The sequence below is a fragment of the Actinomyces sp. MRS3W genome (genome assembly GCF_032465695.1).
Lineage (GTDB): Bacteria > Actinomycetota > Actinomycetes > Actinomycetales > Actinomycetaceae > Actinomyces.
In genome coordinates this window covers 21,992-28,442 of record NZ_JAWDJJ010000188.1, presented here as the reverse complement: position 1 = coordinate 28,442, position 6,451 = coordinate 21,992, and the positions used below count along the sequence as shown (strand labels likewise).

Below are 6,451 nucleotides of genomic sequence, written 5' to 3'. Positions count from 1 at the left end.
GGCGGTGGATGAGTCCGCCCACCGCCCCGTCGTCGGAGGCGTCGGCTCGCTGATGGCTCAGCGCCAGGATCGCGGGCAGGAGTACCTGCACGCCGCTCACGGCGTCGGCGCTCCCCGCGCACGGGCAGGAGGACAAGACCACGTCGACGACGGCGGCCATGGCGTCAACCATGTCCGCACCGCGCTCCAGCGGAAGTGGCGGGGTACAACAAGGCCCCGACGACGCGACGTCGTCGGGGCCCGTGTCAGCGCTGCGCGCTACCGCCATGACTCAGCGGGTCTCGCGGTGCTCCGTGTGCTTCCCGCAACGGGAGCAGTACTTCGACAGCGTGAGCCGATCCGGAGTGTTCCGGCGGTTCTTCTTGGTGATGTAGTTGCGCTCCTTGCACTCCGAGCATGCCAGAGTGATCTTGGGGCGAACGTCGCTGGACTTGCTAGCCACGTCACTCTCCTCTCACTGATCCTCGAGCAGCCCGTTGAGTGCCATGCTCGAACTTGCGTAGCGGGGGAGGGACTCGAACCCTCGACCTCACGATTATGAGTCGTGCGCTCTAACCAGCTGAGCTACCTCGCCAGAGAACACGTTGGGGCCCGAAGGCCCCGCAGTGTCAGAGCCCCGAAAGGGAATCGAACCCTTGACCTTCTCCTTACCATGGAGACGCTCTGCCGACTGAGCTATCGGGGCAACGAGCGGAACTTTAGGCAGATCCGAATTGACTACGCAACTTCACTACCCGTGGCTTCGCTCACCGCGGCCCACCCCGTGAGGCGGGTCTGGCCGGGCGCCCGGAGACGCCGCAACCATGGTGGCGGGTGAGGGATTCGAACCCCCGTAGCATACTGCGGCTGATTTACAGTCAGCTCCCATTGGCCGCTCGGGCAACCCGCCTTGCACTTCGCCTGTCGCGTGCGGGGCTTTTCATACCCACCCACGACGTCGCTCGGTGCCGTGGAAGGATAGCAAGCCGACGGCGGCGGGCGCCAATCCCGGCCGTAGGACCCTGCTCACAGCCACGATGGAGACGTCACGTTCCGCCCCGCACTCCCTGCAAACGTCCTAGAGTCGTATCCATGTCGCAACCTCAGCCCCCTACTGACCCTGCTCACGACCCCAACCAGCATCCCACCGCCCAGTCCCAGTACAGCCAGGCGCCGTATGGGCAGCCGCAGCCCGCTCAGCCCACCCGTCAGGGCAACAAGAACCGTCGCGCCATCAGCATTGCCATCGCCATCCTCGCCGTCGCCGTCGTCGGCGTCATTATTGGCGTAGCCACGGGCCACCGGGGCACCCCCGCGAAGGAAGCCACCGCCGGGCAATGCATCCAGGATCCGGAGGGCAAGTCGACCAACGGCACTGACACCTACGTCGTCGACTGCGACTCCGACGAGGCCGCCTACAAGGTGACAGCGCCAGCCGGCACCGATTGCACCACCGTGGAAGGTACGACCACCACCTACCTGGGTCTGTGCATGATCGGCGTGGATGAGGACCCCGCCACGGCGCTCAACTCCGTGCAGGAGGGCGATTGCCTGGACATCGACGCGAGCACTCAACAGGCCACGGCCTCCGAATGCACCACCGGCACCTACCCCGTGCTCAAGGTGCTCACCGATGTCTCCGACACGGATCTGGGCACGGTCGCCTCCGCGAGTTCCGAGGGGGATGCCTGCCGGGCCGCGGGCGTTGACGAGGATGCCTACACCTCCTGGTACAAGTGGAACTTCAGCTACTTCGAAAGTGACTCCGCTCAGGGCCTGGGCAACCTCACCGGCTCCGACACCAACGACTTCGTCTTCTGCCTGGGCGATCCGCAGTCCTGACTTCTACCGCCCGCTCCCCTCACCGAAACCGGCACTAATAACATGCCGAAACCGGCACTTGTAACGTGCCGAGACTTCCGCTGTTCCCTGCGCTCCGGCCGGGAAGGAACCCGGCCGGGATCGACAGTTCGTACCTTTCGATGACGATTCGGCACTTGGTATCAACGGTTCGGCATTTCCGCTGACGGTTCGGCAGCTAGGGTGCCGAACCGTCGGGTTACGTGCCGAAGCGTTGAACCGAAGGTACGAACCGTCAGATCAAGTGCCGAATCGTCAACGCTCCGCGCGACACCCTTCGACACCGACAATCGTCAGGCAGCGCCTAGGCGTCACCACCCGCCGCTCTTCTGCTGGCCAGCACCACGAAGGAGCAAGATGCGGTCGGCCCCCGGGATGACCGCCACAACGACCGGTTTCGATACGTCATTAGTGCCGGTCTCGGTGCGTTACAAGTGCCGGTTTCGGTGTTGAGGGCGGGGATCAGTACCCGGCCATTTGTTCCAGCCGCGCAATGCGCTGCGCCATCGGCGGGTGGGTGGCGAAGAGATTCTTCACGCCCCCGAAGGGGTTGGCGATCATCATGGCGCTTACCGGTTCCACACGCGGGTCCTGACGCATAGGCGCGGCGGCAACACCCGTTTCCAGCTTGTGCAGGGCGCTGGCCAGGGCGAGCGGATCGTTGGTGAGCAGCGCGCCGTCGTGGTCGGCGTCGTACTCGCGGGTGCGGGAGATGGCGAACTGGGTGAGGCTGGCGGCCAGCGGCGCCAAAATCGCCAGGAGCAGCAGCACCACGACGTTGCCGTCACGCCGATCCCTGCCGCCTCCACCGAACCACATGATGCCGGTGGCGATGGAGGAAATGACCCCGGCGATGCCCGCGGCGACGGACCCGGTGAGGATGTCGCGGTTGTACACGTGGGACAGCTCGTGGCCGAGTACGCCGCGCAGTTCCCGTTCGTTGAGCAGCTGGAGGATCCCCTGGGTGCAGCACACGGCGGCATGCTGCGGGTTGCGTCCGGTGGCGAAGGCATTGGGGCTCATGGTGGGCGCCACGTACAGACGCGGCATGGGCTGACCGGCCGCCGTCGACAGCTCCCGCACCACCGCATACATGACCGGCTGCTGCGCCTCGCTCACCTCAACGGCGCCCATGGAGCGCACCGCCAGGCGGTCGGAGTTCCAGTAGGAGTAGGCGGTCTGCACGACGCCGATCGCCGGCATGAGGAACAGCCAGACCGCGGACCCGGTACCTCGGGCCAGCAGCCAGCCGATGAGGAGCAGCAGGCCCCACAGCCCGCCCATGAGCACGGCGGTCTTGAGCCCGTTGTGGTGATTCGTACCGGTCATGGCAGCGAGTGTATGAACGCTCGCTGTGCGATTCCTGACAGAGCGCGGTTGGGCCCGGCTCCTCCCAGAACCGGACCCCACCGTTGGCCTGCCACCAGGGAAGCTACGGCGGCCAGGAGACGAGCGCACCGTGAGGAGTCACCGTCCGCCCGACCCCGGGGTCTCCTCCTGCACATCCTCTGCATCAACATCCACCAGCTCCGTGGGTGCCTCGCAGGTCAGCCCCTCCTCGATGAGCTCACCGCGTAGGAGGTAGGCGTCAACGGCCGAGTCAACGCACTCCCCCTTGCGCAGGTAGGCGCCGTGTCCGTTGCCGTTGACGGTGAGCAGCTGCCCGGATTCCAGCTGAGAGGCCAGCGCCTCGGCCCACTTGTACGGCGTGGCGGGGTCGCCGGTGATGCCGATGACGAGAATCGGTGCAGCCCCCTGGGCATGCAGCTGGGCGGGCTGATTGTCGGAGTTGTGCCCCCAGCCCTGACAGAAGGCGTCGCCGTAGGACAGCCCCTCACCGAGCACCGGCGCAACCTCCTTGGTGGTGGCCGCCTCCCGATCCCACTCGGCCTGGTCACCGCTCACCGGGTAGTCGAGGCAGTCGATCGCCCGCATGGCGGGCTCGTTGGCCTCGTTCTTCACCGCAGCCTCCGCCGTCTTCGTGGGATTGGCGTCCGTATCCTCCTCCGGCGGGTCCGCCAGCACCTCCCCCAGCAGCTTGAAGACGCTGCCGTCGCCCTCGTTGATGGCAAGCGTGAAAGCCGCGTGCAGGGCACCCCAGACGGAGTCGTCATACAGCAGCTGGCCGACGACGTTGCTGATCTCGGTGCCGGTGATGGTCTCCCCGTTGTCGCCCGCCTTGAGCGGGGAGATGTTGGCCCGCTCGATGAGGGCCTGGATCTGCGCCATGCCCGCATCGACATCACCGCTCAGCGGGCACTCCTCGCCGGACTGGCAGAACTCGACGTAATGGCGCAGGCTCTGCTCCAGGGACACGGCCTGATCCGCCTCGAGCTGGCCATGAGTCAGTGACGGGTCTTGCGCACTGTCCAGCACCATGCGGGCGACGTTGGCGGGGAACATGTCCGCGTAACGCGCGCCCAGGTAGGTGCCGTAGGAGGTCCCGAAGTAGTACAACTGCGGGTCACCGGCAAGACCGCGCAGCACGTCGAGGTCGCGCGCCACCGAACCGGTGTCCATGTGATCGATGATGCCCGGGACGGGAGAGTTCGCCTCGCAGCTGGCGGCAAGCTCCTCACCGAAGGCAATGGAGGCTTGTGCAGACTCCGCAGCAGCCTCCTCCTCATCGTCATTACTGGGCGAAGCGTCGCCGGAGCCGCCCTCATCCTCGCCGGCCACTCGGCTCTCAACCGCGTCGTTGATTTCCTCTTCGCTCAGGCAGACGAGCGGCGTGGATTCGCCGACGCCGCGCGGGTCGAAGCCAATGATGTCGAAGTGAGCGCGCAGGTCGTCGGAGAACGCATCGGCCCCCTGACCGACGAGTTCGACGCCGGAGCCGCCCGGTCCGCCAGGGTTGACGAACAGGGTACCGATCTTGTTGGTGTCAGTGGCCGGGCTCTTCTTCAGAGACAGGTCGATGGCCTGGCCGGTCGGGTCGTCGTAGTCCAACGGCACCTTAACCATGGCGCACTGGTAGTCCGCATCGCCCTCGCACTCCTCCCAGTCGACATCCTGGGTGTAGAAGCTCTCCAGGCCCTGCGGAATCGGCGCAGCAGTCACAGCGGCGGCCGGCGTCGCACCAGAGCTCCCGGCACCGTTGCGAGGGTCGGGCTGAGAGCAGGCGGCCAGCGTCAGGCAGGAGATGGCCGCGACTGTCAGCGGCAGAGTCAGCGCCGCACATCGAGGAATGAAAGTGATTCTCATGTGCAGAACTCTAGAGGTCCGCGCACGCTCGCAACTCCGTCTCGTGGAGCGTTCTTGCTACCGCGGTTCTCCTCCGTAAGAAGGACCGTCCTCCCCCGGCGCGAGCACGCAGCACCGTACCCACTCGCTCAGAGTTCGACGACGGCGCCCCGTGCGGGCTCAGGCCAGAAGGGCGGCGCGGTCGCCAACCTCGATGCCCAGGGCCTGGCCGACGCCCTCGGTGTACAGCACGCCGTCGTGGGTGGTCAGGCCGCGAGCGAGGTCGCCACGGGCGGCGCAGGCCGCCTGCCAGCCGGAGTCGGCCAGCTGCAGCACGTAGGGCAAGGTGGCATTGGTCAGCGCGTAGGTGGAGGTGTAGGGCACTGCGCCGGGCATGTTGGCCACGCAATAGAAGGTGATGCCCTCCACGGTGAAGGTCGGGTCCGTGTGGGTGGTGGGGTGGGAGTCCTCGAAGCAGCCGCCCTGGTCAATGGCGATGTCCACCAGGACGCTGCCCGAGCGCATGTTGGTCACCATCTCGTGAGTGACCAGGCTGGGGGTGCGCGAGCCCGGCACCAGCACCGCACCGATGACCAGGTCGGCATCCGCGCAAGCTCGGGCGACGTCGAACTCGGTGGAGTAGCGGGTGCGGATGCGCCCGTCGGTGACCTCGTCGATGTAGCGCATGCGGCTGGGGCTCACATCGAAAACGGTGACGTCCGCACCCATGCCGGCGCTGACCTGGGCGGCACGCAGACCCGCAGTGCCACCACCGAGCACCACCACCTGACCGGCGCGCACGCCGGCGGCTCCGCCCAGGAGCACACCGGAACCGCCGCGCGGCTTGAGCAGCTCATTGGCGCCGACCTGCGCCCCCAGACGCCCGGCGATCTCCGACATAGGAGCCAGCAGCGGCAGACCGCCGTCGTCGGTCTCGACCGTCTCGTAGGCGATGGAGGTGACGCGACGGCTGAGCAGGGCCTCGGTGAGCGGTCGGTCGGCCGCCAGGTGCAGATAGGTGAACAGCAGCTGCCCAGGGCGCATGAGCTCGTACTCGTCAGCGACCGGCTCCTTGACCTTGAGGATCATGTCGGCCTCGGACCACAGCCCAGCCACATCCTCGGTGAGGGTTGCCCCGGCGGCGGCGTAGTCGGCGTCGGGGATCGCCGAACCCAGGCCGGCCCCGGCCTGGACGGTTACCACGTGGCCCCTCTGAACCAGGGCATGCACCCCGGCCGGGGTGATGGCGACGCGGAACTCGTTGTCCTTGATCTCAGTGGGGACGCTGATTCGCATGGGTGGGGCCTTCTCCTACGTGCTCATGCGGCCGAGTGGGCTGGATGCCGCAGGCAGGCACGGCCGCGCGGAGCAGTCTACGACGACGCCGCCCCGCCGCCTCCCACTTCCCTCACCGAAACCGGCACTTGTG

5 protein-coding genes and 3 tRNA genes are annotated in these 6,451 nt (G+C 66.8%); 1 reads left to right on the top strand and 7 read right to left on the bottom strand.

Annotated features, from left to right (window positions below; translation table 11 throughout):
* Positions 1 to 271 precede the first annotated feature (271 nt).
* From rpmG to RWX45_RS07120, 4 genes are all read right to left on the bottom strand, one after another.
* Positions 272 to 442: a 50S ribosomal protein L33 gene (gene rpmG, locus RWX45_RS07135; protein ID WP_316023041.1), complete on the bottom strand. Its 171-nt coding sequence runs from the start codon at positions 440 to 442 to the stop codon at positions 272 to 274.
* Positions 443 to 500: 58 nt separating this feature from the next.
* Positions 501 to 574, bottom strand: a tRNA-Met gene (locus tag RWX45_RS07130).
* 38 nt (positions 575 to 612) lie between these two features.
* A tRNA-Thr gene (locus tag RWX45_RS07125) sits at positions 613 to 685 on the bottom strand.
* A gap of 119 nt (positions 686 to 804) precedes the next feature.
* Positions 805 to 889: transfer RNA gene (locus tag RWX45_RS07120), tRNA-Tyr, on the bottom strand.
* 182 nt (positions 890 to 1,071) lie between these two features.
* Between RWX45_RS07120 and RWX45_RS07115 the strand changes: the two genes are divergently transcribed.
* Complete coding sequence (locus RWX45_RS07115; RefSeq protein ID WP_316023040.1) at positions 1,072 to 1,821, top strand: hypothetical protein; 750 nt, start codon at positions 1,072 to 1,074, stop codon at positions 1,819 to 1,821.
* Between the two features lie 480 nt (positions 1,822 to 2,301).
* Here the strand turns inward: RWX45_RS07115 and htpX are convergent, their stop codons facing one another.
* The 3 genes from htpX to ald all read right to left on the bottom strand — a co-directional run bounded on the left by htpX (position 2,302) and on the right by ald (position 6,318).
* A complete protein-coding gene (htpX, locus tag RWX45_RS07110; RefSeq protein WP_316023039.1) occupies positions 2,302 to 3,168 on the bottom strand; it encodes a zinc metalloprotease HtpX in 867 nt (288 codons plus the stop codon).
* Positions 3,169 to 3,306: 138 nt separating this feature from the next.
* The gene (locus tag RWX45_RS07105) at positions 3,307 to 5,043 is read right to left on the bottom strand and encodes an alpha/beta hydrolase (RefSeq protein ID WP_316023038.1); all 1,737 of its coding nucleotides are present in this window, start codon (positions 5,041 to 5,043) and stop codon (positions 3,307 to 3,309) included.
* 159 nt (positions 5,044 to 5,202) lie between these two features.
* Positions 5,203 to 6,318, bottom strand: a complete 1,116-nt coding sequence (gene ald / locus RWX45_RS07100) for an alanine dehydrogenase (RefSeq protein ID WP_316023037.1) — start codon at positions 6,316 to 6,318, stop codon at positions 5,203 to 5,205.
* Positions 6,319 to 6,451 lie beyond the last annotated feature (133 nt).